The organism is Sinomonas notoginsengisoli (genome assembly GCF_021554725.1).
In the GTDB taxonomy this organism is placed as follows: Bacteria; Actinomycetota; Actinomycetes; order Actinomycetales; family Micrococcaceae; genus Sinomonas; species Sinomonas notoginsengisoli.
On sequence record NZ_JAIZDP010000001.1, the window covers coordinates 448,345 to 473,108 of the forward strand.

Annotated in this window: 22 protein-coding genes and 2 tRNA genes; 3 read left to right on the forward strand and 21 right to left on the reverse strand. The window is 69.5% G+C overall.

From position 1 onward, the window contains the following. Positions 1-5 precede the first annotated feature (5 nt). The 6 genes from LF262_RS02005 to LF262_RS02030 all read right to left on the reverse strand — a co-directional run bounded on the left by LF262_RS02005 (position 6) and on the right by LF262_RS02030 (position 7,689). Positions 6-956: a methylenetetrahydrofolate reductase gene (locus LF262_RS02005; protein WP_235778611.1), complete on the reverse strand. Its 951-nt coding sequence runs from the start codon at positions 954-956 to the stop codon at positions 6-8. Positions 957-1,336: 380 nt separating this feature from the next. Beyond that, positions 1,337-2,545: an ROK family protein gene (locus LF262_RS02010; RefSeq protein WP_235778612.1), complete on the reverse strand. Its 1,209-nt coding sequence runs from the start codon at positions 2,543-2,545 to the stop codon at positions 1,337-1,339. A 124-nt stretch (positions 2,546-2,669) separates the two neighbouring features. Further along, complete coding sequence (locus LF262_RS02015; protein ID WP_235778613.1) at positions 2,670-3,860, reverse strand: class I SAM-dependent methyltransferase; 1,191 nt, start codon at positions 3,858-3,860, stop codon at positions 2,670-2,672. 9 nt (positions 3,861-3,869) lie between these two features. Beyond that, entirely contained in the window at positions 3,870-5,288 is a 1,419-nt protein-coding gene (locus tag LF262_RS02020) for a phytoene desaturase family protein (protein WP_235778614.1), read from the reverse strand. Positions 5,289-5,396: 108 nt separating this feature from the next. Beyond that, complete coding sequence (locus LF262_RS02025; protein ID WP_235778615.1) at positions 5,397-6,878, reverse strand: sialidase family protein; 1,482 nt, start codon at positions 6,876-6,878, stop codon at positions 5,397-5,399. A 130-nt stretch (positions 6,879-7,008) separates the two neighbouring features. Then, positions 7,009-7,689: an alpha/beta hydrolase family protein gene (locus LF262_RS02030; protein ID WP_235778616.1), complete on the reverse strand. Its 681-nt coding sequence runs from the start codon at positions 7,687-7,689 to the stop codon at positions 7,009-7,011. Positions 7,690-7,707: 18 nt separating this feature from the next. Here LF262_RS02030 and LF262_RS02035 point away from each other — a divergent pair, with 18 nt between their 5' ends. Then, positions 7,708-8,286, forward strand: a complete 579-nt coding sequence (locus LF262_RS02035) for a DUF2249 domain-containing protein (RefSeq protein ID WP_235778617.1) — start codon at positions 7,708-7,710, stop codon at positions 8,284-8,286. A 24-nt stretch (positions 8,287-8,310) separates the two neighbouring features. Here LF262_RS02035 and LF262_RS02040 read toward each other — a convergent pair whose 3' ends face one another. Beyond that, positions 8,311-8,763 carry a MarR family winged helix-turn-helix transcriptional regulator gene (locus LF262_RS02040; protein ID WP_235778618.1) on the reverse strand — a complete coding sequence of 151 codons (453 nt, stop codon included), beginning with the start codon at positions 8,761-8,763 and terminating at the stop codon, positions 8,311-8,313. Between the two features lie 212 nt (positions 8,764-8,975). On the opposite strand from LF262_RS02040, the gene LF262_RS02045 reads away from it, so the two are divergent. Both LF262_RS02045 and LF262_RS02050 read left to right on the forward strand, forming a co-directional pair. Beyond that, on the forward strand, positions 8,976-9,413 hold the full coding sequence (locus LF262_RS02045; protein ID WP_235778619.1) for a MarR family winged helix-turn-helix transcriptional regulator: 438 nt from the start codon (positions 8,976-8,978) through the stop codon (positions 9,411-9,413). A 2-nt stretch (positions 9,414-9,415) separates the two neighbouring features. Continuing rightward, complete coding sequence (locus LF262_RS02050; RefSeq protein WP_235778620.1) at positions 9,416-10,423, forward strand: alpha/beta fold hydrolase; 1,008 nt, start codon at positions 9,416-9,418, stop codon at positions 10,421-10,423. A gap of 155 nt (positions 10,424-10,578) precedes the next feature. Here LF262_RS02050 and LF262_RS02055 read toward each other — a convergent pair. The 14 genes from LF262_RS02055 to LF262_RS02120 all read right to left on the reverse strand — a co-directional run bounded on the left by LF262_RS02055 (position 10,579) and on the right by LF262_RS02120 (position 24,640). Beyond that, a tRNA-Ala gene (locus tag LF262_RS02055) sits at positions 10,579-10,654 on the reverse strand. Position 10,655: 1 nt separating this feature from the next. Further along, positions 10,656-10,728, reverse strand: a tRNA-Ala gene (locus LF262_RS02060). A 130-nt stretch (positions 10,729-10,858) separates the two neighbouring features. Further along, positions 10,859-11,530 carry a histidine phosphatase family protein gene (locus tag LF262_RS02065; protein ID WP_235778621.1) on the reverse strand — a complete coding sequence of 224 codons (672 nt, stop codon included), beginning with the start codon at positions 11,528-11,530 and terminating at the stop codon, positions 10,859-10,861. Positions 11,531-11,534: 4 nt separating this feature from the next. Then, positions 11,535-11,927, reverse strand: a complete 393-nt coding sequence (gene rsfS, locus LF262_RS02070) for a ribosome silencing factor (RefSeq protein WP_235778622.1) — start codon at positions 11,925-11,927, stop codon at positions 11,535-11,537. 40 nt (positions 11,928-11,967) lie between these two features. Continuing rightward, positions 11,968-13,266 (reverse strand): hypothetical protein, encoded by a 1,299-nt coding sequence (locus tag LF262_RS02075; RefSeq protein ID WP_235778623.1) that lies wholly within the window; start codon positions 13,264-13,266, stop codon positions 11,968-11,970. 9 nt (positions 13,267-13,275) lie between these two features. Then, positions 13,276-13,914, reverse strand: a complete 639-nt coding sequence (gene nadD / locus LF262_RS02080; protein WP_235779260.1) for a nicotinate-nucleotide adenylyltransferase — start codon at positions 13,912-13,914, stop codon at positions 13,276-13,278. Between the two features lie 62 nt (positions 13,915-13,976). Further along, positions 13,977-14,219, reverse strand: coding sequence for a hypothetical protein (locus tag LF262_RS02085; RefSeq protein ID WP_235778624.1), 243 nt, complete (start codon positions 14,217-14,219; stop codon positions 13,977-13,979). An 82-nt stretch (positions 14,220-14,301) separates the two neighbouring features. After that, positions 14,302-15,666 carry a glutamate-5-semialdehyde dehydrogenase gene (locus LF262_RS02090; RefSeq protein ID WP_235778625.1) on the reverse strand — a complete coding sequence of 455 codons (1,365 nt, stop codon included), beginning with the start codon at positions 15,664-15,666 and terminating at the stop codon, positions 14,302-14,304. Positions 15,667-15,717: 51 nt separating this feature from the next. Then, on the reverse strand, positions 15,718-16,854 hold the full coding sequence (proB, locus tag LF262_RS02095; RefSeq protein WP_235778626.1) for a glutamate 5-kinase: 1,137 nt from the start codon (positions 16,852-16,854) through the stop codon (positions 15,718-15,720). Then, the gene (gene obgE, locus LF262_RS02100) at positions 16,838-18,463 is read right to left on the reverse strand and encodes a GTPase ObgE (protein ID WP_235778627.1); all 1,626 of its coding nucleotides are present in this window, start codon (positions 18,461-18,463) and stop codon (positions 16,838-16,840) included. The genes proB and obgE overlap by 17 nt, the downstream gene beginning before the upstream one ends. Before the next feature lie 172 nt (positions 18,464-18,635). After that, entirely contained in the window at positions 18,636-18,887 is a 252-nt protein-coding gene (gene rpmA, locus LF262_RS02105) for a 50S ribosomal protein L27 (RefSeq protein ID WP_235778628.1), read from the reverse strand. Positions 18,888-18,936: 49 nt separating this feature from the next. Continuing rightward, entirely contained in the window at positions 18,937-19,248 is a 312-nt protein-coding gene (gene rplU, locus LF262_RS02110; RefSeq protein WP_235779261.1) for a 50S ribosomal protein L21, read from the reverse strand. A gap of 269 nt (positions 19,249-19,517) precedes the next feature. Next, a complete protein-coding gene (locus LF262_RS02115) occupies positions 19,518-21,068 on the reverse strand; it encodes a bifunctional hydroxymethylpyrimidine kinase/phosphomethylpyrimidine kinase (protein WP_235778629.1) in 1,551 nt (516 codons plus the stop codon). 2 nt (positions 21,069-21,070) lie between these two features. Next, entirely contained in the window at positions 21,071-24,640 is a 3,570-nt protein-coding gene (locus LF262_RS02120; RefSeq protein ID WP_235778630.1) for an Rne/Rng family ribonuclease, read from the reverse strand. Between the last annotated feature and the right edge of the window lie 124 nt (positions 24,641-24,764).

Here is a 24,764-nt window from a genome sequence, read left to right on the forward strand (position 1 = left end):
TGAAGTCAGACGGCAGCGCGGTGCCGTGCTGCGAGGAGCGGCCGGCTGGGCCGCGGGAGATCGAGCCGGGCCAGGATGTCCAGCGCCGCGGCGTGCTCGTTGAAGGTGTAGAGGTGAAGTCCTGGCGCGCCGGCTTCGAGGGCGGCCCGGGCGAGGCGGACGGCCGCGCGGGTGCCGACCCTGCGCACCGCCGCCTCATCCCCGGCCGCCGCGCGGAGCCGGTCAACGAGCACCGGGTCGGGTGCCACGCCTGAGAGGGCGGACAGCTTCTCCACGCGACGCAAGCTCGTGAAGGGCATGACACCGGGAACGATCGGGATCGTCACCCCGGCGCGCCGCGCGCGGTGCACGAGCAAGCCATACTGCTCGGCGTGAAAGAACACCTGCGTGATGGCGAAGTCTGCCCCCGAGCGCTGCTTCGCGAGGAGGACCTCGACATCGTGCCCCTCGCTGGGAGACTCCGGATGCTTCGTGGGGTATGCCGCGACACCGATCGCGACCTTGCCAGCCGCGAACTGGGCAGATCGCCGGGCCTCGGCCCCGCGGATGAGCTCGACGAGGTCTTGGGCGTAGCGCAGGCTGCCCGATGGCCGGGACCCGTTGCGCGGGGCATCGCCCCGGAGCGCGAGGATCCCCCGCACGCCACGGTCGAGGAGTTCATTCACCACGCCGGTCAACTCCTCGGCGGTCCCGCCGACGCACGTGAGGTGTGCGAGCGGGCGCAGTGTGGTATCGAGCTGGAGCCTGTCCACAAGGTCCAGCGCGGTGTCATGGTTTGACCCGCTTGCCCCATACGTCACCGAGACGTAATCGGGGTCGGTGGCCTCGAGCTCGCGGATCGTTACCCAGAGTGTCCTGCACGCTGCCTCGCTTCGGGGCGGGAACAGCTCGTAGGAGAGAGCCACGGGTGCTGGGACAGCCCTGGGGGGTGCGTCAATGAAGGTCGGTGGTGACATTTGCGTCCTTGGTGGTCCAGCCCGCCCTCACGACGCCGGAAGACGGCGGGGAAGGGCAGGGTTCTTCAGGGATCGCAGGGATCGCTACCCGGTGGCGCCGCCGCGGCTGGCACTTCTCTGGGCAGGGCAGTCTCCTGCGGCAAATGTCAGGCCCTCACGGGGGCACCCACATCCCCGCTGTCGGGGATCGCTGACACGTTGCATTGGCAACTTGGTGATGAGCCTAGGAAGCAGCCGACCGCTGCTTCAAGCCCTCGAGCCAATGTTTCCTGCCGTGACGGAGCATGACGCTGCGGGACACAACCTCATTGGCCAGACTGAGGACAGCCGCGCCGATTCACCTCGGCCGGTCAACGGGCCGGGGCTCGGTCGCCTCGACGCTACCCGCCGAGCAGAAGGCGTTCAGCGCGGGGTGCGAGCGCACGCTCGAGCACCAGGCACGCCGCTCCGACGGCGCCGACGTCCTCGCCGAGGCCGGTGCTCGTGAGCTGGACCCGGTAGATGCCCCGGGTTGCCAGGAGGTCGTTGACCATGTCCGGCATGACGGAGAGGCAGAACTCCGCAACGGGCCCCCAGAACGGCCCCCCGAAGACCATCCGTTCGACATCGAGCATGTTGCCCACGACCGCGGCCGCCCACGCCATCTTCCGTGCTGCGGCACTGAGAATCTCGACGGCGCGCCCGTCGCCTTCCCGGACCCGTCGATTCAGCCCGGCGAAGGCCTCCTGGAAGTCGGCGGCAGTTGGGTCGTCGGGGAGCGGGGGCAGGACTCCCCTTTCAATAGCCTCGCCCACGATGCGCACGGGTTCGAGGACCGTGGCAATGGTGCCGCGCATGCCGCAGCCGTCGAAGCACTCGGGGCCGTCGGGATCGACGATGATGTGCCCGATCTCTCCGGCATTTCCAGAACTGCCCCGGTACACCTCCCCGTTGAGCACGAGCCCGCATCCCAGACCGGTGCCAAGGTAGAAGAAGGCGAAGGTGTCTGTACCGCCCGGGGCGCCCGTCCAGGTCTCGGCGACGGCGGCACCGGTGACGTCCTTGTCCATCGTCGTCTCGAGCCCCGTTGCCTCCTGGACCATCGCCTGGAGCGGGACGTCGACCCATCCCCGCAACAGCGGCGGGCCGACCACAGCTCCGCGGTCAAGGTCGATCGGACCGGGCGCGGCAACGCCTATGCCGGCGACGAGTTCCCGCGAAATCTCGGACGCAGTGAGGAGCTGCTCGACGCAGTGGGCGATCGCGGCGACGACTTCCTCCGGGTCGTGGCTGCGGGGCGTCAGGAACATGTCCTTGGCGACAATCGCCCCGACGAGGTCGAGGAGTACCACGGTGACGATGCTGGGGTCGAGGTGTACGCCCACCGCATACATGCCACTCGGATTGAGGCGGAGGATGGTGCGCGGCTTCCCGGGACCGGAGCCTTCCTTCCCGGCCTCCACGATGAGCCGCTGGTCCAGTAGTCGGCGCGAGATGTTCGAGATGGTCTGGGGTGACAGGCCGACGATCTGCGCGAGCTCGACCCGGCTCAGCCCGGCCTCGGAGCGGCGGATCGCATCGAGGATCACCGTGAGGTTGAAATCGCCCATCCGGGGCAGGTTTGTACCTCGACGGGCGGGCGACTGGCGTGTCTCCGTCACTGGGTCCTCTCACATGCTCACCGGTGAATGCTACTTGAAAGTACGTTACCGTGTGCTTCAATTCTTGCACTGGTCAGGTGCGGCGCGGAGGGCGCCGCACGGACCGTGTCACGGTGAACTTCCGGTTGCGGCCAGCCACCTCGGTGCGGCCCACTTCCCGCTGCAGAGCGGACCGGTAGTCGAGGTGGCTGTTCGCGATGCACCACAGCTCGCCGCCCGGCCGAAGGATCCGCCCTGCCGCGGCGATGAGCTTGAGCCCCGCTCCAGCGTGGACGCTCGACCCGAGGTGGAACGGTGGGTTGAGGAGCACGACGTCGGCCGTGGCCTCAGGCAGCTGGCCCCCCGCATCATCGTGCTCGACCGCGACGCGCTGTCCGAGCCCATTGGCCTCCATGGTGGCGCGCGCGGAACGGACTGCCGCTGCTGAGCGGTCGGTGGCCACGACACGCGCGGCCGGGTGGCGCAGCGCGTACGCGGCTGCGAGCGCACCGGTGCCACAGCCGAGGTCCACGGCCGTGCCGGGCGGGACGCGGTCGAGGAAGCCGAGGAGGTACCGCGTGCCGACGTCAAGACGCGGCCCAGCGAACGCCCCACCATACGCGCACAGGGTGAGCCCGGCGTCGTCGTGCGCCGAGCACAGCGGGAACGGCGGCCGGTCCGGTACCGGGAGCGGCTGGGAGGCGGTGAGGAGGCGAGACTTCTGGACCGCGAATCCAGCGACGACGTCGGCGAACCGTGTCCTGAGAACGTCGTTCATGGCGAGGGTCATGTGCTTGACGCGCCCTCCCGCTACGACGACGACGTCAGGTGCGGCCCAGCGCGCCACGGAGTCCGCGATCTCCTCGAGTTCGGCGAGCCCGCGCGGAAGCTGGGCGAGGACGAGCCGGACCCCGACGAGCAGTGCGCGGTCGAGCTCGTGGGACTCGAAGGTGCCTGACAGGCCGAGGGCCTCGGCATTGGCCGCGAGCGCCAACCGCCCCGTCACGAGGTCCTGATGGACGCGCAGGCCCCTGAGACCGGTCGATGCGAGCTGCAGCGTGATCGCGCCGTAGGCATCCCCGATGACCGCAATCTTGTGCCCGGCCAGCCCCCCCGAGGCCGCCAGGCCAGCACCGCGGGCGCTGAGGAGCCGATCCGTGGCATCGAACGCCTGGAGGTTCTCCGCCTCCACATCAGGGAACCGCCGGAGCGTCTCGAAGGGGAATCCCGGACTCGTCGAGGCGGCCGCGGAAGGCGCGGCGCTGCGGGAATCGTCGCGGTGCACCCGACTACCCTACCGACGTGCGAGCCACGCGAGAGCCCTGCTGGCTGCCCGGTATCCGGACATGCCGTGTGTTCCGGCCCCCGGTGGGGTTGCGGCCGAGCAGAGGTAGACGCCCGGTACCCCCGTCGAGTACGGGTCCAGGGCCGCGCGGGGGCGGACCAGCAGCCGAAGCCCCGTGTTCGCCCCGGTGGCGATGTCGCCGCCCACATAGTTCGCGTTGTGCGCCTCCAGGGCGGCGGGATCCCTCACCGCCGTAGCGCGGATCCGTGCCGAGAATCCAGGGGCGAAGCGCTCGATCTGGGAGACCACGGCCTCGGTGGCGTCCCCCGAGTACGCATGGGGGACGTGCGCGTAGGTCCATACAGGGTTGATGCCGCCCTCGGACCGGGTTGGGTCTGCGAGGTACTGCTGGCCGACCAGGACGAAGGGCCGGGCGGGCATGCGTCCCCGCAGCACCTCGGCCTCTGCGCCTGCGATCTCCTCGAGCGTGCCGCCCACGTGCACCGTGCCTGCCTGGCGTGCGTACTGTCCCGTCCATGGGATGTCGCCCTCGATGGCGAAGTCCACCTTGTAGGCAGCCGGTCCGTGCCGGTAGCGGCTGTAGGCCTTGGCAGTGCTGGGCGCGAGCCGGTCTCCAAGGATCCGGGCGGCCGCCCGCGGAGCCAGGTCGAGCAGCGCCACGTCGGCGTCGTCGAACGCACTGGCGGAGGTGACCCGGACGCCGGTCTCGATCACTCCCCCGAGATCCGCGAGCTTGCCCGCGAGCGCGCGCGCCAAGGCTCCCGAGCCGCCCTCCGCGACGGGCCATCCGACGGCGTGTGCGGACGCCGCGAGGAGGAGGCCCACCGAGGTGGTCAGGGGCGCGTCGAGCCGGGCGAAGGCGTGCGCCGCGATCCCGGCGAACAGTGCGCGCGCCTCGTCCCCGCGCCAGCGGCGGGCCGTGAGCGTGGCCGGGAGGACCGCGTCGAGCCCGAACCGGGCGAGGACGAGGGGGTGACGCGGCACGTGTAGCACAGGGCCGAGCAGGTCACCGACCAGCGGGCGGAACGCGCGCGCGGTGCGGCCCACGAGCGCGTCCCATACCCGGCCGTCGGCGCCGAGGCGCGCCACGGTGCGGCCGAGGTCCTGCCACAGCACCGCCTCACGACCGCCGTCGAGGGGGTGGGCCAGCTGCACAGCGGGCCAGCGCCAGCGGAGCCCGTGCTCCTCGAGGCCGAGGCCGGCGAGGAACGGGGAGGCTACGGCGAACGGGTGGAAGGCAGAGCAGTCGTCCGCAAGCACGCCCGGCATCGCGGGCTCCGACGAGCGGGAGCCGCCGCCGATCGAGTCCTCGGCTTCGAGGACCCGCACCCGGATGCCGTGCGCGGCAAGGTGCACGGCGGCCGCGAGACCATTGGGCCCGCTCCCCACAACCACGGCAGTGCTCACGTTCCCATCCTGCCACCGCCACTTGGGGACAGGGTCCTCTCCGCCGCAGACACGACGGCGGCGGCGAGCTGCCTGCTCGCAGCTCGCCGCCGAAGTGGTCCCTCCGGGCTAACGCCTCAACGTTGCGTACACGGCGTCCGTCGGGTTCGTCGTGGTCCCGCTGTTCGCCTGGATCGAGAGTGAGGCGAAGGACGACCCCACGGCCGCAAGGCCCGCGTAGTCGCCCACGAAGAACCCGCCCGCGTTTGGAGCGGTCATCATGTCCCACGGTCCGTGTACGTGCCTCTCATTGCCGAACGACCCCGCCGCATCGACTGACGAGGTGAACCAGTAGTCGGTCGGGAGGGTGCTCGTGTTGCCGGCCGTGAGATTCCGGAAGTCGTAGTAGGCGACGCCGACTGTGCCATTCGCGACGCGGACGCTCGGTGTGAACGCCGGGACGCCATGAGGAGTGTTGACCCGGGCCGGGTCGCTCCACGTCGCGCCGCCGTCGGACGACGTCGAAATCGCGACCTCGTCGTAGTGCCCGCCGTTGAAGCGCGCATCCTGCCAGACAACGTACAGCTGTCCGGTGGCCGGATCGATGGCCGGCTCCGGGATGATGTCCCCGGTGCGGATGGGGGCGCCGGTGTTCGGGTCGGTGACACCGACCGACCCGAGGTTCGCGAGGACCTGCGGGGCGCTCCATGACGCGCCGCCGTCCGTTGACTTCACGAATGCCACGTTGTCCCCGTGCAGAGTGGGCTGCCCGTTCGGGCCAGTGTTGAGAATGAAGTTGAAGAAGTCGTAGAGCGTGCCCGTCCTCGGATCCACCACTATCTGGTTGCCGATCGTCTGCTCCCTGTTCGCGGTCGGGACGATGGCCGTCGCGGGGCTCCAGGTGGCCCCGCCGTCCGTCGTCTTGGCGAACCATGCAGGGCCTGAGTAGGCGGAGGTGTGGGCGTTGGCCCTGGGGTTGCCGTTCGGCGAGACGAGCCTGTCCCATACGGCGTACGCGGTCCCGGACACCGTCGGATCTGCGGTCACAGACTCCTTGTCGTTGAAGAACTGGGTGGTGCCGAGATCTTCCTTGAGCGCCGCAGGTGCCGTCCAGGTCGCGCCCCCATCCGTCGAGGTCGAGGCGAGTACTGCGTTGTCGGGGCCAACGCCCTGGAAGGAGATTGACACCGAGTAGGCGGTGCCGTCCGGGCCTATGGAGACCCACGGGTCGGATGCGCGGTCGTAGCGCGAGGGTCCACCGGGAGCGCAGGCGCTGAACGGCTGCGGCGTCTCCCCCCACGTCTTCTCGCCGTTGGTGGTGTATCCGACCACCAAGCCGTGGGCGCCGCCGTCGGACCAGCGGTCCTGCTGCCAGGCACCGATGATATTGCTGGAGTTCGTAGGGTTGACCGCCACCCAGGGCTCGACCTCGGCGTTGAGGTAGTTCACCGCGCCGGGCGCGGAACCCAAAGTGCAGGAAGCGAAGGGACTGGACCCGCTCACGGCTTCCGCCGGGCTAAGGGGCGCGGCGGAAGCGCCGCCCATGTTGAGCATGAGCGCGGCCGGCAGCATGGTGAGCAAGCCTGCCCGACGCAGAGTAGTTTTGAACACGGTGATCTCCTGTTGAGGTCGGTTGCCCCGAGTGCGCACGAGGAACCTTCCCCAGGGCCGGACAGCGCATCGCGTCAACACCGTTGCTCAGGCTCACATGGTGATTCCCAGCACATTATGCACATTCCGGTCAGCCTTGGCGATGGTCACCGATGAACTCGGCAGTTGCCGGGGCAAGGGATGCCCCGACCTCGTATGGCGGCCGTTTCAGGCCGTTGACAGCGAACGAGTGGTCGCCCCCTTCCTGCCACGTGAGGGTCGCTGTCGGCAGCCCGGCCACGACACCCTCGAGAAGCTCGCCCGTGGCGAGCGTGTCCCGTGTGCCAGACAGGAAAAGCATGGGCAGCGTGAGCCCGTAGAGGTGCTCGTCCCGCAGCTTCTCGGGCCTGCCCGCCGGGTGGAGCGGGTAGCCGAGGAAGATGAGGCCAACCGGGTCCATGGCGCCCTCCGCCACAGCCATGGAGGCCATACGGCCGCCGAACGACTTCCCCGCTGCCCACAGCGGCTCGCCCGCTGAGCGGCGTCGTGCCTCCGCCAGTGCCGCCGCCCACACCGGAATGGCCTTCGGTGGGCGATCAGGAACGCGCTTCCCCGCCTCCATGTAGGCGAAGTTGAACCGAAGGGTCGCGAGGCCGACGCGGTTGAGCGCCTCGCAGTACCCCACCAGGAACGGGTGGTCCATGCCTGCCCCGGCGCCGTGCGCCACGACGACGGTCGCTTCGGCGCCGTCCGGCCTGACGTAGACGCCGGAGACCTCCCCGGCGCCTTCGGAGGGCGGAGGGATAGTGATGCGCTCGGCGCGCGGGGCCATGGGACTATCCTGCACTGCATGGATCTCGACGTCAGGCCGATCCCGAAGTCCCAGAGGCACCACGCAGTGTTCGCGGCGTTCGCCGACCTCGCCGTGGGCGAGTCATTCGAGCTCGTCGTCAACCACGACCCGATGCCGCTGCGCGCGGAGTTCGACAACGACCAGTACGGCGCCTCAGGATGGGAGTACCTCCAGCGCGGCCCAGAGTGGAGGATCCGCATCACGCGGACCGCCGCCACTCCCCTGCCGCGCGTGCTCGCGGACACCCACGCCCTCGCAGACGCGCACGACGCCGACGCGTCAGGTGCCGTGTTCCGGCTCACCATGGGCAACCGGGACCTCGATTCGAATGTCATCGCCCTCCCGCCGGACGGCACGATCGGCGAGCACGCCGGGCCCGATCTGGACGTGCTCCTGCACGTCATCGCGGGGGGCGGCACGCTCACCACGGAGGGTGAGCAGCTCGACCTGGTCCCAGGCGCCCTCGTCTGGCTGCCGCGGCACTCCCGGCGGCAGTTCACCGCCGGGCCCGAAGGCCTGCGCTACCTGTCAGTGCACCAGCGCAAGCCCGGGCTCGGGCTGAGCCAGCACCCCTGAGCAGCGAAGATCCCTTCGGGCCCCTCAGCCGGAGAGGTTGACTATCATCGCCTCGAGCGTGCGGACGGTGCGCTCGTACTCGCCGTCCTCGAGCCCGCGGATGGCAACGTCCCGCAGGCCCTGCACCGTCTCGCGGGCGCCCCGCAGCTCCTCGCGGCCCATATCGGTGAGGCGGAAGACGCCCGACTTCTCGGCCACGAGCCCGCCGCCGAGCAGCGGCTCGAGGTGACGCTCGGACGTCTCCTGGACATCAGCGTCGAGGAACGGCGCAATGACCGCATCGAGTTGGGCGACAGTGCCCTCGGTGTCCGCCAGCACGTTGAGGAGCTGCCACTGCCGGCGGCTGAGGCGATGGCGCTCGAGGGCCTCATCGAAACGGTCCTCGAGCAGCCTGTCGAGGGTCTTGAGCAGGAATCCGATGGGCTGCTGAATGCCTTGCATGGCGTCACTCCCGTCGTTGAGCAGGTCGGTCGACACCACTTTCCTCGCTGCGGCGGCCGCCGGGCTAGGGTCCTCAGTCCGCCTTCTGGGCCTGCGAGCGGATCTCCCTTCCGCCGGACTTGACCATCTGGGTCAGGCTTGCTCCGGCCATGCCCTCCAGGTCCAGCACAGCGGAGGTCGGGTCTTTCACACCGCCCGGGACATTTGTTAACGGTTTGATATTCAATGCTAAACATTGGACAGGACGCATGAACCAAACTCCGAACCGCACCCTGCACCAACTCGTCTTTGCCCTCGACCGGGGCGCGGACGCGCTCCTGCGGCGCGAGTTCGGGATCACCTACAGCCGGGCGCTGGCCCTGGATGCGCTTCTGGGGAGGGACGGCATGACCCAGCACGCGCTCGCATCAGCAGTGGGACGCACCGATCCTGCCGTCAGCGTGATGCTGACCGAGCTGACAGCCGCCGGGTACACCTCGATCGAGGTCGACCCGGGGCACAAGCGCAAGAACGTCGTGCGCCTCACCTCGATGGGCAACGAACTCGCTCGCCAGATCAGCGCGCTGCTCAGTGAGAAGTTCCACGAACTGGTGACGCGCGCGGACGTCGACATCGCGACGTACACGCAGATGACCGATCCCTTGTGTCAGGCGTTGGACCGCGGCGCCAAGAAGGGAGGGATATAGCAATGGTCAGCCCGATCACCGGCATGTTCATGCGCCCGCTGGAGCAGCGGCGCAATGCGAAGAAGCTCGCGATCACAACCTCGAACGGGATCCGCGAAGAGCGGGTCGTCACCCTGGGCGGGATCGAGCAATGGGTGACCATCCGCGGCCAGGATCGAGCCAATCCCGTCATCGTGATCCTGCACGGCGGGCCAGGCTCGCCCTACACGCCATTCAACTCCTGGCTCGGGTCCTGGGAGCAGCACTTCACGGTGGTGCAATGGGACCAGCCCGGCGCCGGGAAGACGTTCCAGCGTCACGGCGAAGCCGAAACCGGGTCCCTGTCCTTTGAGCGGCTCGCCGCCAACGGCATCGAACTGGTCGACTACGTGCAGGCTCGCCTGGGCGTCGAGACGGTCATCCTGCTCGGCAGCTCGGTCGGCAGCTTCATCGCGCTGCACATGATTCGGAAACGTCCGGACCTCTTCACCGCCTACGTCGGAGCCGAGCAGAACGCACCGGGCGGCTTCCGCGCCTCCTACGAACAGACGCTCGCAGTGGCAGAGCGCGCAGGAAAGCGCAACGCGGTTGCGGCACTTCATGCCATGAGACCCGACCCGGCATCGTGGACGTACCGCCAGCTGCTGGCCATGAACAAGCTGTCGATCAACCTCAGTCGCAACGCCCCGCACATGGTGAACGACCTCATGCTGCCCGCGCTGCTCTTCGCACCCGACTACACCATGAACGACATCAAAGCCGTCCAAAAAGGCATGGAGTACTCGGCGGTCCAGCTCTTCGACGCCATGGTCAACTTCGACTTCGACTCCGTCGGCTACAGGTTCGAGATGCCGTTCATCGTCATCCAGGGCGAACACGACATCATCACTCCCGCGACAACGGCCGAGGCCTTCGTCGAACGCATCACGGCACCGCGCAAGCAGTTCCACACGCTCCCCCGCGCCACACACCTCGTCGAGTTCTGCGACCCCGACGCGTTCCTCAAAATCCTCTGGGGACTGGGCGAATAACGGTGAGAACGGCGTGGCCTGACCGAGAGGAAGGCCTAATGACCGGCACCGTCGAGAGATAGCGACGCCCGCAGACAACTCAGCGGACCCCGAAGGATCCGCAGAAATCGCCGACATCGGCTCTCGCCATGTCAGGGGTTCGACTAAGAACCCTTTGGTGGAGGTAAGGGGATTCGAACCCCTGACCTTCTGCATGCCATGCAGACGCGCTACCAACTGCGCCATACCCCCGTGGAGCTGAGGGGACTCGAACCCCTGACCCCCTGCATGCCATGCAGGTGCGCTACCAGCTGCGCCACAGCCCCGAAAGTCACGGTCCGGAACATGTGATTCGGCTCGTGGAGCGACTCACCCCCGTCCGGAGCAACTCGACCATCTTAGACTGCCCGCGCCCCAGCGCACAAATCACGGAAGGCTCCAGAGCGCCGTCGTGAGTCAGCCCTCCTCAAGCGTTATCGGCACGGGGAGCGTGCCCGCGTTGTGCTCGCCGAGCCGCCAGCGCGGCGTCCCATCGGAGTCTGGCCTGCGTTCCTCGAGGATCGACCACGAACAGTTCGAAAGCCCGGCGAGAGCACCCCACAGCCCGTGCGGGAGGCCGAGCAGATGCGCGAGTCCCACGCGGATCGCACCGCCGTGGCTCACCACGACGAGCGTCCCGTCCCCCGGCACTGTTCTCAGGGCGTGGTCGACCGCCCGGTGAACGCGCCCCGCAACATCAAGGCGTGTCTCCGCCCCGCCGGCCATAGTGTGGACGTCGCCCTCCTCCCACAGGTGCAGCGTCTCCGGGTCCATTTCACGGATCGCATCGAACGTGTGGCCCTGCCAGGCCCCCGCGTTCGTCTCGCGCAGCCCGGAATCGACCCGCACGGGCAGGCCCGTGAGCGAGGCGAGTGCGCCCGCGGTCGCACGCGTCCTCTCGAGATCCGACGAGACGATCGCGCTCGGCGCGAGCGAGGCGAGCCGACGTGCCGCGTCCGCGGCCTGCCGGTGCCCCTCGTCGTTCAGCGGGACGTCAGTCTGGCCCTGGAACCGGCCTGCAGCATTCCAGTCGGTGCGGCCGTGGCGCCAGAAGACGATGCGTCTCCCCCGACCGGTTCCGTACCGCACTCGGTCAGCCCGCGGCGGAGGCGGACGCCCCCGAGCCGTCGAGCCGGAGGTCCACCATCGGGCAGTCCTTCCAGAGGCGCTCGAGCGCATAGAATGACCGGTCCTCGCTGTGCATGACATGGACCACCACGTCACCGAAGTCCAGCAGGACCCAGCGCCCCTCGGAGCGGCCCTCGCGACGCACCGGCCGTCGGTCCAGCTGGACGATGAGCTCGTCCTCGATATTGTCCACGACGGCATTGACCTGGCGCTCCGTGTCTGCGGACGCGATGACGAAGATGTCGGTGATGGCCAGACGGTCACTCACGTCCACGGCCACGATGTTCTCCGCCAGCTTGTCCGCGGCGGCCTTTGCCGCTGTACGGGCCAGCTCGATGGCGGTTTCTGTTGCGCTCACTCTTCTCCTAGGAGGCTCGCTGCTATGGGGCTGGATCGGACTACCTGCCGCCCAGCACGATCATGATGATTGCCACGATGAGGGCTATGAGGCCCACGGCTCCGATGCCGAGTAGGATCAGGCGCTCCTTCTCGGCGCGGCCCATGCCCGTCTGAGCCGAATTGAGCGGCTCGAGCCCATGCGCGCGGCGCGCGGACACGGGCACAGCCTCGGGCATCTCCGGCCGCCGCTGCCGCGTGGGCGTCGCCTGCTTCACTGTCTTGCCCGTGATCACCGGCACATGCGTGGTGGTCGGAGGCTTCATGACGGGGTGCGGGACGCCCGGCAGGCGGACGAATTCGAGGGGGGTGACCATCGCCAGGTTGTCCGTGGCCGCGGGCGCCGGGGCCTTTCGGGCCGGCGCCGTAGCCTCCCGGCGCGACTCCTCGGCAAGGCGCTGCTTGGCCTGCGCCCGGCGATTCAGGATGGCAGCACGCTCTGCCATCGCCACCTGCTCCGCGAGGACCGCCGGGTCCACCTCAGTGCCGCTCGCATCACGCTGGGCATCGATCATCGCGGTCTGGTTCTTAGCCTGTTCCTTCAGCAGTTCGCGCGCCGCTGCAATCTGGTCGTGGCTGAGCTTGCGGAACGAGCCTGTCTCGGGCCCCAGCGCCGGGGTCACGGTGAGACCCAGCGGCACGATTCCCTGCATGGCGGTGGGCGGAGCCGGATCCACGCCCGGGATGGGGGCACGCCCGGAGGACGCGGCACCCTGCGGGGACGGAACGACTGGAAGCTGTCCGGCGGCCGGTCCCGCAGATGACTCGTGCGGCTGGGGCTTCGGCGCCGCCGACGGGGCCTCCACAGAGGGGATCCTGCCGGTCTCCCGCTCACGGATGGAACGCCGGGTCGGGAAGGCCTGCTGGGCGCTCTGGGCTGCTTGCTCCTTCTCGGCGAGCTCGCGGAGGACCCTCTGCGCAGCCCGGTCCCGAGCGCGGGCCTGAGAGCTCCGTTCCGAGTGATGCATGTCGTCGGGCTGCTGGGCCGGTTCGGGCTCGTGGCCGGAGGCCGGCGGGGGCGCCGCGGCCAGCTGGTGTGCGCGACGCGGTCGGAGGTGGTCGGTGCGGCCGGCTCCTGAGTCCGCGGCGTCCTGCGGCGATGCCTCGCCGCGCGCTGCCGCTGCGGTCGCGCTCTGGGCCGACGAAAGCGCCCGGGGCGCCTCCCTCTCCGCCTCCGCGCGTCCGCGCGCTTCGGCCTCTGCTTGAGCCGGCGTCAGCTGCGCCTGCTGCCCGGCGGCGAGTGCCGCCTGCGCGAGCCGACGCTCGCGCCGGCTCGTGATCGGCTTCTCCTCGTTGCTCATGCTTGGCTCTCACCGCACAGCGGCTGCTGTGCTCCCTGCCTCTCCGTGATTGTCCTGTGTGCCGCCCTCGGCCGACTCCGCTCCGCTCGCCTCGCTGCGGTAGAGGTCGTACTTCGCGATGTACTGCACTACGCCGTCGGGCACGAGGTACCACACGGGCTCGGACACGGCCACCCGTGCGCGACAGTCGGTCGAGGAGATGGCCATGGCCGGGACCTCGAGCAGGCTCACGTCCTTGCGTCCCAGGTCGTGCAGCTCATGGCCCGGGCGCGTCACGCCCACAAAGTGGGCGAGCTCCCAGAGCTCCTCGACGTCCTTCCAAGACAGGATCTGGGCCATCGCGTCGGCGCCGGTGATGAAGTACAAGTCGGCCTCCGGCCGCATTCGCCGCAGGTCACGCAGCGTGTCGATCGTGTACGTCGGCCCCGGACGGTCGATGTCCACCCGACTCACAGTGAAGCGCGGATTCGATGCCGTCGCAATCACCGTCATGAGGTACCGGTGTTCCGGCGGGCTGACCTTCCGCTTGGACTTCTGCCATGGCTCCCCGGTGGGCACGAACACGACCTCGTCGAGGTCAAACTTCGAGGCGACTTCGCTCGCGGCGACGAGGTGCCCATGGTGGATCGGATCGAACGTTCCGCCCATGACGCCGAGGCGGACGCGTCGTCCGCTCTCGGGCTGCTGTGCCGGGGCCAATGATTGACGGTTCAGTGTGCCTGACCGCGGTCGTGCTTGTTCGGGTGCTGGCGGTGTGGATCCGCATGCTCGTCCACCGGCTCGTGACGACGCCCGAGGTTGGTGTACGAGACCGTGACGAACATCAAGAGGAGGAACACGGCGAAGATAGTCCCGCCGATGACGAATGGCGGCGCAATCAGCGGTGCCTTCTCCTCGTGACCAGCGGCCTCGCCGGCGATGTTGACTGCGGTGCTGATCAGCGTTGCCAGCATGGTCTCCCCTTCAGGTTGAAGTGCTCAGGTGGTCAGCTGCGGGTGCAGCTTCGTGGGCTGGGTTTCATCCTACCCCGGTGGTTCATGCCCGGGTCTGTCCCTCGCCCTGCACGATCCACTTCGTGGTCGTGAGTTCGGCCAGGCCCATCGGCCCCCGGGCGTGGAGCTTCTGGGTCGAGATGCCGACCTCGGCGCCGAGGCCCAGTTCACCACCGTCGGTGAAGCGGGTCGAGGCGTTGACCATGACGGCGGCTGAGTCGATCTCGGCGATGAAGCGCTCGGCGTTCGCAAGGTCGTTTGTGATGATCGCCTCCGTGTGGCCGGTGGTCCACCTGCGAATGTGCGCGATAGCCTCGTCGAGTCCGTCCACGGTCGCGACAGCAAGCTCGAGGTCCATGTACTCCGTCGCCCAGTCGTGGTCTGTGGCGGCCTCCGCGCCCACGCCCTCAGGGAGGGCCGCCATAGTGCGACCATCGACATGGAGGCGCACGCCCCTCTCGGCGAGTGCGCGCGCTACGTCGGGAAGCACCGTGGAGTCCTTGTGGACGAGCACGGTCTCGACTGTGTTGCACACGCTCGGGCGCTGCGTCTTGGCGTTGAGGAGGATGTCGACTGCCATATTCGGATCGGCGCTCGCGTCGACGAAGACGTGGACGTTGCCCTCTCCCGTCTCTATGACGGGCACGGTGGAGTTGAGCACGACGTTCTGGATGAGCTCCCGGCCGCCGCGCGGGATGAGGACGTCGACGCGGCCGCGGGCCTTCATCAGCACAGCGGCACCCTCGCGGCCATAGGCGTCAACGCTCTGGACGGCGTCGGCAGGCAGCCCGACCGAGTCGAGGGTGTCGCGCAGGATCTCGAGCAGCGCGGCGTTGGTGTGCGCGGCGGCGCTTCCCCCCCGCAGGATCGCCGCATTGCCGCTTTTTAGGGCGAGGCCCGCGATGTCAACGGTGACATTGGGACGTGCCTCGTAGATCGCGGCAACAACGCCCATGGGCACGTTGATTTGACGAACGCGAAGGCCGTTGGGCAGGGTCTGGCCGCGGACCACGTTGCCGACGGGGTCGGGCAGGCCCGCGAGGGTCTCGAGCGCGTCCACGAGCCCATCGATGCGGGCAGGCGTCAGCGCGAGGCGGTCAAGCAGCGCCTTGGATGTTCCGTTGGACCGGCCGGCCTCGATGTCCTCGGCATTGGCCGCGAGGATCTGGGCTTCCTTCTCCTTCAGGGCCGCCCCGATGGCGCGGAGCGCCCTGTCCTTCCACGCCCGATTGGCGCGGGCCACGACCCGCGACGCCACGCGGGCGCGGTCACCGATCGCATGGACCGCTGCTTCGACCTCCGCTGGGGCGAGTGCGGACTGCCCGCCGGCCGACGGGACCGGTGCGCCAACAGTGCTGGACTCGGCGATAGCGGTGTCAGGCGCATTCACATGCACGGTGTCAGTCATGGACCAAGTCTACCGACGTCGCCTTCCCCAGCGCTGGCCGCGGGCAACCGGTCACATGAGCACGAGGTCGTCGACATGGACGACGACGCGCTCGTACTCCGAGCCGAGCTCACGCCCGAGCTCCCTCGTGGAGCGGCCGAGCATGGTCGGCAGCTCGTCCGCGGAGAAGTTCACAAGGCCGCGTGCGATCACGTGGCCGGACTGGTCCGCGATCTCGACCGGGTCCCCCGCCTCGAAGTCGCCGGACACCGCCGTGATGCCGGCGGGCAGCAGTGAGCGGTGACGGTGTGCGACCGCCCGGACCGCGCCGTCGTCGAGCGTCAGGGTGCCGCGCACGGCGGCGAGGTGCTCAAGCCACAGCAGCCGCACCGGCTTCCGGCGTCCGCTCACGCTGAACCACGTCCCGACGTCCTCGCCGGCCAGTGCCCGCGACGCGGCGGACGTCGAGGTCACCAAGGCGGGTATTCCCGAGCTCGCAGCGATGCTTGCGGCCTCGACCTTGCTGGCCATCCCGCCGGTGCCGACGCCCGCCTTGCCCGTACTGCCGATCCGTACCCCGTTCAGGTCCGCCGAGTCCCGGACGTGCTCAATCCGAACGCCGCCCTCGGCTGGCGGCCCCGTGTAGACGGAGTCGACGTCGGAGAGGAGCACAAGCGCATCCGCGTGCACAAGGTGGGCGACAAGGGCAGCAAGGCGGTCGTTGTCGCCGAAGCGGATCTCATGCGTTGCCACGGTGTCGTTCTCGTTGACCACAGGGACCACGCCCAGATGGAGGAGCTTCTCGAGAGCCCTATGGGCATTCTTGTACTGCGTGCGGCGCACGAGGTCGTCGGCTGTGAGGAGCACCTGGCTCACGGTCACCCCGTGGGCACCGAACGCCTGCGTGTACCGGGCCATGAGAAGTCCTTGGCCGACGCTTGCTGCCGCCTGCTGGGTCGCGAGGTCCTTGGGGCGCCGCGCGAGGCCGAGCGGGGCGAGCCCGGCGGCGATGGCACCCGAGGAGACGAGCACGATCTCGGTGCCCGTCGTGGCGCGGTCGGCCAGCGTGTCGACGAGTGCCGCGAGCGACCGCTCCGAAATGCCCCCGCGTAGGGTCGTCAGCGACGAGGAACCGACCTTGACCACAATGCGCCGCGCCTCAGGCAGCCACTCGCGCCCGCGCACACGCGCCTCAGAGGTCGTCGTCATCGGCCCACTCCCCCTCGGCCTCCTCCTCGCGGGCCACCGCATCGCGGGTCGGGGCTTTGTCGGCCGCGTGGGGGCCGCGGCGGCGCGTGGACTCGGTCCAGATCCCGGCCCGCCGCTCGGCCTCGAGCTCCTCGCGGGCCGCCGCACGGGCCGACTTGCGGTCCTCGTACTCCTCGCGCTTCTCCGCGCGCGTGGGGCGCTCCCAGTCTGCAAGCCGGAGGTCGGTTCCGCGGGGGCCGGTGAGCAGCTCGGCGCCGGTCATCATGGTCGGCTCCCAGTCGAACACGACGCCGTCGTCCTCACCGATGACGACAGTGTCCCCCGGCTTCGCACCGACCTTGAACAGCTGGTCCTCGACGCCGAGGCGGTTGAGGCGGTCGGCGAGGTAGCCGATGGCCTCCTCGTTGGTGAAGTCAGTCTGCACGACCCACTTCTCCGGCTTCTCCCCGAGCACCCGGAAGAGCGGCTCGAGATTGCGCTCTTCGCGGCGGATCGTGAACTCGGTACGGTTCACGGCCCGGGGGCGCAGGACCGTCGGAGAGACCTTCGGCGGAGCGGTCTCGACCGCGTCGCGCGCAGCCTGGACGATCTCGGCCATCGCGAAGCCGAGGGGCCGCAGTCCCGCGTGGCTCGTGGCGGACACCTCGAAGACGCGGTAACCCCGGCGCTCGAGCTCGGGGCGGACCATCTCGGCCATCTCCCGGCCGTCGGGCAGATCGGTCTTGTTCAGCGCGACAAGCTTGGGCCGCTCGTTGAGGGGCGCGGCCTCCCCGTCGGCACCGGCGTAGCTCATGTCCACGGCGTACTTCTCGAGCTCGTGCTCGATGATGTCGAGGTCGTCGAGGGGGTTGCGGTCCGCCTCGAGGGTGCCGCAGTCGAGGACGTGCACGATCGCTGCACACCGTTCGACGTGCCGCAGGAAATCGTGGCCGAGGCCGCGGCCCTCGCTCGCGCCTTCGATGAGGCCCGGCACGTCCGCGATGGTGAACCGGACGTCGCCGGCTTGGACCACGCCGAGGTTCGGCACGAGGGTGGTGAAGGGGTAGTCGGCGATCTTGGGGCGTGCGGCGGACATCGCGGCGATGAGGCTCGACTTCCCGGCGGAGGGGAAGCCGACGAGCGCGATGTCCGCGATGGACTTGAGCTCGAGGATGATGTCCCGCTGGTCCCCCGGGATGCCCAGGAGCGCGAAGCCGGGCGCCTTGCGCTTGGCCGAGGAGAGCGCGGCGTTGCCGAGGCCGCCCTGCCCGCCGGCGGCCGCGACGAACTCGGTGCCCTCACCGACGAGGTCGGCGAGGACCTCGCCGTCGCGGGACTTCACGACCGTGCCATCCGGGACAGGCAGCACGAGTGTCTCGCCAGTGTGTCCGGCGCGCCAGTCGCCCATGCCCGGGCCACCGTTGTCGGCGTTGCGGTGCGGTGAGTGGTGGTAGTCGAGGAGCGTGGTGGTCTGATGGGAGACGCGCAGGACGACGTCGCCGCCGTTGCCGCCATTCCCCCCGTCCGGACCGCCGAGGGGCTTGAACTTCTCCCGTTTGACCGAGACGCAGCCGTGGCCGCCGTTCCCGCCCGAGACGTGGAGGACGACACGGTCGACGAAGCTCGCCACTTGCAACTCCTAAAGTCTTCGGGCCTGGACCCGATTCTAGTGCTGGCCCCCGTATTGTGCGGGGAACAGCAAAGGGTGGAGCGGACCACTGGCCCGCTCCACCCTGATGCTGGCTGCCCCCTCAAGGGGCGCGCATCGCTGCTGCGCTGCTACCTGATTCGGCGCGACGACGCTACGCGGCGACGATGTCCACGACGCGGCGACCGCGACGGGTGCCGAACTGTACGGCGCCGGCGGCCAGGGCGAACAGGGTGTCGTCCTTGCCGCGGCCAACGCCGTTGCCCGGGTGGAAGTGCGTGCCGCGCTGGCGGACGATGATCTCGCCGGCATTGACGGTCTGGCCGCCGAAGCGCTTGACGCCGAGGCGCTGCGCGTTCGAGTCGCGGCCGTTGCGGGTGGAGCTTGCGCCCTTCTTATGTGCCATGAGCTATGCCTCCCTGAGGAATTCTGAGACTGACGGTAACCGGAGCGACTCAGGCGTCGATGCCGGTGATCTTGACCTTGGTCAGCTCCTGGCGGTGGCCCTGGCGCTTCTTGTACCCGGTCTTGTTCTTGTACTTCTGGATGACGATCTTCGGACCACGCAGGTCCTCGAGGACCTCGGCCGTGACCGTCACCTTGGCCAGCTCGGCAGCGGCGGAGGTGACCTTGTCACCGTCGACAAGCAGGAGGGCGGGCAGCTCGATGGTGCTGCCAGCCTCACCGGCCAGACGGTTGAGGGTCACGAAGTCTCCGACGGAAACCTTCTCCTGACGGCCGCCGGCGCGGACAATCGCGTACACCACTGGGGAACTCACTTCTCTCGACGATATTTCTAAAGCTCTTGCGCGCGGCGCCCGGCGTCCGTGCTCCAGCACGGCGCGTCAGGCGCCCAACCGTGCTTTATGCCGTGAGTCCGCGAGGGGAATCCCTGGGAGTAACACCCAAGTGACGGCGCAAGCACCGAGGATCAAGGATACGCTAGTCCTCTGTCCGGCCGCAAATGAGCCGGGCCGATCTGTGGAGACCGGCAAGCGCGCTGGTCCAGTCTATCCCAGCGCGCCTCAGGCGCGTGTCATGCGTAGCGGCGTGGCGCGTCGAAGAACTCGCGTTCGTAGACTGCCGACGCCGTGAAGGCCTCCCGCATTGCCGCGCGCTCTTGGGCCGATGCCCGCCGGCCGGCCGTGTCGGTGTACGCAATGGCCCGGCGAGTCGCCTCGGCGAAGGACTCGTCCGCGTAGGTGCCGATCCACTCGGCATAAGGGTGTGCGCCGGCGTCCGCTCGGGAGGCGTGCCGGGCATGGAGGGCCGACCCGACCTCGGCGTAGATCCAGTAGCACGGCAGGGCCGCGGCGGCGAGCACGGCGTAGCTGCCTGAGGCGGACGCCGCGAGAAGGTGGTCCACATAGGCTTTTGTCACCGGGCCCCGGACTGCGGAGCCAGCAGCCGCGCCGGGTGCACCCACCGCCGTCGGCGAGGACGCGGCGTCGTGCGCCGTGATCGGGTGGCGGGAGAGCCAGGTGCGGTGCAGCTCTGCCTCGACCTCGAGGCATACCCGGGCCCCCTGGGCCCAGAAGGCCTGCTCCTCTTCGCTCGGTGCGAGTGCGCTGGCCCGAGCCAGGACGCGTGAGTAGCCGTTGAGGTACTGGGCATCCTGAGTGAGGTAATAGGCGAAATGGGCCTCGGGGAGCGTGCCGTCGTCGAGCTGGCTGATGAACGGCAGCGCGTCGATCTCGGCCCGGACCTTCGCGGTGCCCTCCCAGAGCGAGTCGGTGAACTCGCCCTCAGCCAAAGGCACCGAGGCCACGGCGTGGTGGAAATGGTGCACTGGCCCGTGCCCAGTCCCGACCTCGAGCTCGCCCGAGGCCGCAAGGGCTCCCCGCAGCCACTCCTTGACCACCGTCAGGGAGCGTGCCCAGTCGCCCGTGCGGACCTGCACGGTGGCGAGGGCAGAGGAAAGGGAGCAGCCGGTCCCGTGCGTATTCTGAGTGGCGATCCGCTCGCCGCCGATCTCGACGACGACAGGTCCTGCGGGGTGACCGGGGTCGACGAGGGCATCGGGGCAGTCCTCCCCCTCCAGATGCCCGCCTTTGACGAGCACCGCTCCCCCAATCCGCTCTGCGAGCCGGCGGCCCTGGTCAAGCGCCTCATTCCATGTCGATGCGACCGGCTCGCCGAGGAGCACGGCGAGCTCGGGCAGGTTCGGGGTCACGAGGTGCGCGCGACTCAGGAGCCCGCGGAGCGCCTCCTCGGCGTCGGCCGCGAGCAGGCGGTCCCCGCTCGTGGCCACCATGACGGGATCGAGCACGACGACGGCCGGCCGGGTCTCGTCGAGCCAGCTGCCGACGGTGCGGATCACCTCCGTGTCAGCAAGCATGCCGATCTTGACGGCATCGATCTCGATGTCACTGCCCACGGCCTGCAGCTGCGCCTCGAGGAACGCCGCCGGAGGAGTGTGGACCGCCGTGACACCACGTGTGTTCTGGGCGGTGAGCGCCGTGATGGCACACATGCCGTAGCCGCCCATAGCCGCGATGCTCTTGAGGTCCGCCTGGATGCCGGCTCCGCCCGAGGGGTCCGAGCCGGCAATGCTGAGAACCCGGGGAACCCGAGGTGTACCGGCCATTCCTACAGCTCCGACGCCGGGACGCCAACGCCCAGGATCATCGGGCCGGCCTCATCCGGCGGCGAGTCCTTCATGCCCGCGGGCGCTGGTGCGACAGCGGAGCGCGTCTGGCTCCCCACAGCGCCTGCAGACGCATCGACACGGGTCACCTCGGCCGACCCCTGGCCGCTGTGTGCGCCACGCGAGCGGCGCTTGCGCCCCTGGCGTGGCTCGGCCTCGCCGGGGGTGTGGCGTTCGCCGGTGAGCTGGTCGAAGGCCTGGCTGAGGGCATCGAGGCTCAGGACAGGTGCCGCCTCTGGCGGCTCTGGGACAGCTTCCCCGTGCGGGAGCGCGACCCGTTCCCCGCCTATGGTGAGCACCGGCTGGTTCTCGTCCCCGCTCGTTGCTGCCGGGAGGAGCTCGGAGTCCGCGGCGCGCGCAGCCTCGGCGTTGCGTGCTGGCGCGGAGCCAGCAGCGGCCAGGGCAACAGCGGCGGCCTGGGCGTGTGCCTCCGAGGCTGCGGCGGGGGCATGGTCAGGCTCGGCAGGCGCCGGGGCCGCGGGCGCTGGACCCGCTGGAGGGGCCTGACCGCCCTCCGTCGTCGCGGCCGCGAGGATCGCGGCCGACTCGTCGTCATGGATGTGCGCGGCGTGAGCTGCGGCCGCCACGGCGGCGAGTGCTGCCCGGGTAGCCTGCGCGCGGGCCTGCCGTTCGGCCTCGTCCGCTGGAGCAGCCTGGGCCGGGGCCGGCGCCGGGGCCGGGGCAGCCTCGGTCTGCTGACCGCCCCCGCGGCGGCGCCGCTTGCGCCCGCTGGTAGACACGGCGGCCTCGTTGCGGGGCGCGGCCTGGTGCTCTGCAGCTGGAGTGGACGGGCGGCTGCTGCCGCCGCGCTCGACCGGCTCATCGTAGGTGATGACGCCGCGGCCACCGCACACCTCGCACGTCTCGCTGAAGACCTCCAGGAGCCCGGTGCCCATGCGCTTGCGCGTCATCTGGACGAGGCCGAGGGACGTGACTTCGGCGACCTGGTGCTTTGTGCGGTCGCGGCCGAGGCACTCCACGAGGCGGCGCAGCACGAGGTCCCGGTTCGACTCGAGCACCATGTCGATGAAGTCGATGACGATGATTCCGCCGATGTCGCGCAGCCTGAGCTGCCGGACGATCTCCTCCGCAGCTTCGAGGTTGTTCTTGGTGACGGTCTCCTCGAGGTTGCCGCCCGAGCCGGTGAACTTGCCGGTGTTGACATCGATGACCGTCATGGCCTCGGTCCGATCGATCACCAGGGAGCCGCCCGAGGGCAGGAACACCTTCCGGTCGAGGGCCTTGTGGATCTGCTCGTCGATGCGCCACTGGGCGAAGATGTCATCGTCACCCTGGTACTTCTCGAGCCGGCCGAGGAGGTCCGGGGCCACATACGTCACGTACGCCTCGATCGTGTCCCACGCCTCGTCTCCGGAGATGATGAGTTTGGAAAAGTCCTCGTTGAAAACGTCGCGGACCACCTTGATGGTGAGGTCCGGCTCGCCGTAGAGGAGCTCGGGAGCGAGGACCTTGGTTGAAGAGGCCTGCTCCTTGATGGACTCCCACTGCGCACGCAGCCGGTTGATGTCGTGGGTGAGCTCTTCCTCGCTCGCGCCCTCGGCGGCAGTGCGGACGATCACGCCGGCGTCCTCAGGGAGGCGGTCCTTGAGGATCTTCTTCAGGCGTGTGCGCTCCACGTCGGGCAGCTTGCGCGAGATGCCAGTCATCGAACCGCCCGGGACGTACACGAGGTAGCGGCCCGGCAGAGAGATCTGGCTCGTGAGGCGCGCGCCCTTGTGGCCCACCGGGTCCTTCGTGACCTGCACGAGCACCGAGTCGCCGGACTTCAGCGCGTTCTCGATACGCCGTGGCGCACCCTCGAGCCCCGCCGCATCCCAATTGACCTCGCCGGCATACAGCACGGCGTTGCGGCCACGGCCGATGTCGACGAACGCCGCCTCCATCGACGGGAGCACGTTCTGCACCCGGCCGAGGTACACGTTGCCGATGAGCGAGTCCTGCTGGGTCTTGGAGACGAAATGCTCAGCCAGCACGCCGTCCTCGAGGACCGCGATCTGGATGCGGTCCTCCTTCTGGCGCACCACCATTTGCCGGTCCACCGACTCGCGGCGGGCGAGGAACTCAGCCTCCGTGATCACGTGCCGCCGACGGCCCGACTCGCGGGACTCGCGGCGGCGCTGCTTCTTCGCCTCGAGGCGCGTCGAGCCCTTCACGCTCGCCACGCGGGTGCTCGTGGGCTCGGACGCGGCCCGGGGTGCGCGCACGCGGGTCACGGTTCCGGGCGGATCGTCATCGAGGCCGCCCTCGAGCTCGAGGTCCGCCTCGCCACGACGGCGGCGGCGACGGCGGCGCGAGGTCACCTCCTCGCTCTCCTGCGGGGGCTCGCCCTCGTCTGGGTTCTGCTCCCCGCTGGCCTCGGCCGCGTGGGTGGCTCGGCTCCGGCGGCCACGGCTGCGGCGCCGGCGGCGGCCGGCGAGCTCTGTGTCCTCGTCCTCGTCCTCGTGCTCGTCCTCGTGCTCTTCCTCCTGGACGGGCTCCGGGGTCAGGACCGGGCGGAGAATCGTGCTCAGGTCGGGAGCCTGGAAGATCATGGAGGTCGGCGAGAGGGCCTCGCCGAACAGGGCCACGAATCCGTCCCGCGGCTTCTCCCGCAGTTCTGCGCCCCGCTCCGGCCCAGATTCGGCGCTCACGACGGCGACCTGCCCCGCAGGTGCCTCGGTCCCGCCGCGCACTCCTTCGGACGCTGCATGGTGCGCCCGAGTCCGCTCCTTGCCCTCCGACCCCTGATCTGGGACGGATTCTCGCGGGCTAGGGGAGTCCGCTGTCTGGCCCCCTGGACGGGCTTCCGCCTCCACTGTGGCTTCCCGCGCCTCGCCGACCTTCAACGCCGCGCGCCGGCGTCCGCGCACGGAACTCTTGGCGCGCGATGCCGCCGTGCCCTGCTCGTGATCGGCGGGAGCCTCAGCAAGGCCCTCCGAGGACTGCGCCTCGGGCAGGCGGGTCTCGGCCTTCACGGCCGCCGCTCTCGCGGACGTCCGCCGACGGGACCGCGTCTTGGGTTGCTCGGCGTCGGCCACAGGCCCCCCAGCCGGCTCTCCGGGGGCAGTCTTCTGGGCTTCGACGCCGTGCGCCGAAGCCTGGGCTTTTGGTTCCACAGCCGGGGATTCCTCGGCAGTGGGCTGTGCAGGGGATTCCGCAGCAGCGTCACGGCCAGTCGCGCCCGGCTCGTCACCGGCCGCATCGGCTGCTGCCGCGCCCTTCCTACGACTGCGCGTCGCCCGCTTCGGCTTGACCGTTGCCTGGGCATCGTCCGCGCCCTCGTCCCCCGCCGGGGGGGTCCCGGCCGGGTCGGCAACGGGAGCGCCGCTGCCCGCTCCGGCCGCATCAACGGCCTTCCCCTGATCCGGCGCTTGCGGCGCGGCCGGGGCCCCGGCGGGCGAGGACGCGCTGCGGCGGCGGGAGGTGCGGCGGGGCTTCTCCTGCTCGCTGGCCGGTGCTGCGTCTGCTGCAGTATCGGATGCCGTACCCGGCACCTGCTGTTCGTTATCCATCTGTGCGTGCTCCAAGCCGCCCCGTCTGCCCCCACATCTGGCAGCCGCGGCGACACCACGAGCCGGCACCCGCGGGCGCCGACGAAAGTCAGTCCTGTGCCTCCACGGGCGCGCCGTGCAGGCC

Excerpts from the sequence above, each read along its gene's own strand:
- LF262_RS02090 (WP_235778625.1), bottom strand. The coding sequence starts at position 15,666 with ATGACTGACACCGTGCATGTGAATGCGCCTGACACCGCTATCGCCGAG.
- LF262_RS02115 (WP_235778629.1), bottom strand. The coding sequence starts at position 21,068 with ATGGCCGGTACACCTCGGGTTCCCCGGGTTCTCAGCATTGCCGGCTCG.
- LF262_RS02035 (WP_235778617.1), top strand. The coding sequence starts at position 7,708 with ATGGATCTCGACGTCAGGCCGATCCCGAAGTCCCAGAGGCACCACGCA.
- nadD (WP_235779260.1), bottom strand. The coding sequence starts at position 13,914 with ATGGGCGGAACGTTCGATCCGATCCACCATGGGCACCTCGTCGCCGCG.
- LF262_RS02050 (WP_235778620.1), top strand. The coding sequence starts at position 9,416 with ATGGTCAGCCCGATCACCGGCATGTTCATGCGCCCGCTGGAGCAGCGG.
- LF262_RS02010 (WP_235778612.1), bottom strand. The coding sequence starts at position 2,545 with ATGGGCGATTTCAACCTCACGGTGATCCTCGATGCGATCCGCCGCTCC.
- LF262_RS02030 (WP_235778616.1), bottom strand. The coding sequence starts at position 7,689 with ATGGCCCCGCGCGCCGAGCGCATCACTATCCCTCCGCCCTCCGAAGGC.
- LF262_RS02085 (WP_235778624.1), bottom strand. The coding sequence starts at position 14,219 with ATGCTGGCAACGCTGATCAGCACCGCAGTCAACATCGCCGGCGAGGCC.
- LF262_RS02005 (WP_235778611.1), bottom strand. The coding sequence starts at position 956 with ATGTCACCACCGACCTTCATTGACGCACCCCCCAGGGCTGTCCCAGCA.
- LF262_RS02045 (WP_235778619.1), top strand. The coding sequence starts at position 8,976 with ATGAACCAAACTCCGAACCGCACCCTGCACCAACTCGTCTTTGCCCTC.
- LF262_RS02120 (WP_235778630.1), bottom strand. The coding sequence starts at position 24,640 with ATGGATAACGAACAGCAGGTGCCGGGTACGGCATCCGATACTGCAGCA.
- proB (WP_235778626.1), bottom strand. The coding sequence starts at position 16,854 with ATGACGACGACCTCTGAGGCGCGTGTGCGCGGGCGCGAGTGGCTGCCT.
- LF262_RS02075 (WP_235778623.1), bottom strand. The coding sequence starts at position 13,266 with ATGAGCAACGAGGAGAAGCCGATCACGAGCCGGCGCGAGCGTCGGCTC.
- rpmA (WP_235778628.1), bottom strand. The coding sequence starts at position 18,887 with ATGGCACATAAGAAGGGCGCAAGCTCCACCCGCAACGGCCGCGACTCG.